The organism is Bacillus sp. SIMBA_008 (genome assembly GCF_046535495.1).
Taxonomy (GTDB): Bacteria; Bacillota; Bacilli; order Bacillales; family Bacillaceae; genus Bacillus; species Bacillus subtilis.
Map to the genome: position 1 here is coordinate 1 of NZ_JAWRWL010000012.1, position 1,565 is coordinate 1,565.

Here is a 1,565-nt window from a genome sequence, read left to right on the forward strand (position 1 = left end):
CTATAAAAGTACGATTTTATGTAGACCTAGAAAACTTGTAATTACTTCCTATCCTTGTAACTTTAGTATACCATTTTCATCCTAAGCGATCGATATGATTATGACCTTTTTCGAATATCAGCAATTCCTGCAACTTGATGTTTAGGTATGTACAGACTTTATCTAACAGCTCTCTTGGATACCGCTCCATTTCGTCATTGTAAAGCTTTCTAACAGTCGGATACTCGTGATCAATATCCCTGGAAAGTTTCCGGATACTGATCTTTCTTTGGTCTATTATGGGCTTTAAATTAGATTTAATCATTGTTATCACCTCAATTTTGATCACTTATAATGATCATTAAATTTGTAGTAATGGCCAAGGCTTTCAATCTGCCTTGACCTTTCCTTAAATCACGTTAGAACATGTTTAATTGTGGTGGGGTTACATAATTAATAGTTATCTACCAAATGACTGCATTTCTTGAATTTAAAGAGATAAAATATCACCGATAACTAAATAAGTATAGATAATGTACCTTTCTGCTTCATCGAGCGTCACTTCTGCATGAGTTCCTTTGTTTGCAGCCTCGTGCACACCATCTAACCTTTCACCAATAAATTTTAAATGTGATCCAACAATGGACGAAAATTTTTCACTTGTTGACTTACTATCAATATATTGTATTAATCGATTTATATATTGATCTTCACCAATTTTAATGATTTTTCCCCCAGACAGTGAAATAGGCTCGTCTGATGGTGGATAAAGAGAATCAGCAACCTCTTTAATAATTCTTCTACAGGTATGTACTGCATTTGCCCAATCTTCATCATTAGTTGAATTAAGGTTTTCGTATACTGAAATAAATTTTTGAATTGCCTCAGGGCAGATTTCTTTTAGAACAGTGTCAACAGTTTTACGTTTTCGTTTGAAAATATCCTCTGTTATCTCTCCAAATTTCAACTCATGATTTAAATTGAATACGTACTCATACAATCTAGACTTTACCTTTTCAATTTTCCGGGTAAATTCTCGTATAGCATTAGCTAAGTTTTTTCGCTCAGCTGAATTACCAGGAGGTATAAAGGGTGAAATAGTTGATTGAGAAGATATTGATATATCTCTGTCATATGCTACATTCATTCGAGCTTTTGAGGCTTCAACTGTCGCTTCCATAACAGCAATTGTTTCGGTGAAGGCTTTTTCAACTTTCTTAGGTTTTTTGGCTTTACTTTTTGGATCATCTGTAAAAAAACGCCTTCCAGACCTTGCGCAAGCTTCCCAAGCTTCACTAGTTAAGTAACCTTCTTCATTTATTGCAAAGCCATTAGCTTCATATTTTAACCACTCAACTGCATTGAAATCATTGATTAGACGTGCTAATCTTAAACATTTTAAAACAATATGCTGAGTAGGTATCTCATTCAATTCAAAATTACGTAGTATCTCCTCAGATAAATTTAATGCTTCTAAATTTCTATTCTTAACCATTGACTACCGCCCCTTCCAATTTTTACCCTTAAGGTATTTTAGCATATTTTAGGGAACTCTCTACTAAATTGAGATAAAATTGTTGTTTTAT

Annotated in this window: 2 protein-coding genes; both read right to left on the reverse strand. The window is 33.5% G+C overall.

What is annotated here, in order from left to right:
* Positions 1-76 precede the first annotated feature (76 nt).
* Complete coding sequence (locus SB658_RS21800) at positions 77-304, reverse strand: helix-turn-helix domain-containing protein (RefSeq protein WP_124048207.1); 228 nt, start codon at positions 302-304, stop codon at positions 77-79.
* 165 nt (positions 305-469) lie between these two features.
* Positions 470-1,474, reverse strand: a complete 1,005-nt coding sequence (locus SB658_RS21805; RefSeq protein ID WP_163260194.1) for an AbiTii domain-containing protein — start codon at positions 1,472-1,474, stop codon at positions 470-472.
* Between the last annotated feature and the right edge of the window lie 91 nt (positions 1,475-1,565).

Excerpts from the sequence above, each read along its gene's own strand:
- SB658_RS21805 (WP_163260194.1), bottom strand. The coding sequence starts at position 1,474 with ATGGTTAAGAATAGAAATTTAGAAGCATTAAATTTATCTGAGGAGATA.
- SB658_RS21800 (WP_124048207.1), bottom strand. The coding sequence starts at position 304 with ATGATTAAATCTAATTTAAAGCCCATAATAGACCAAAGAAAGATCAGT.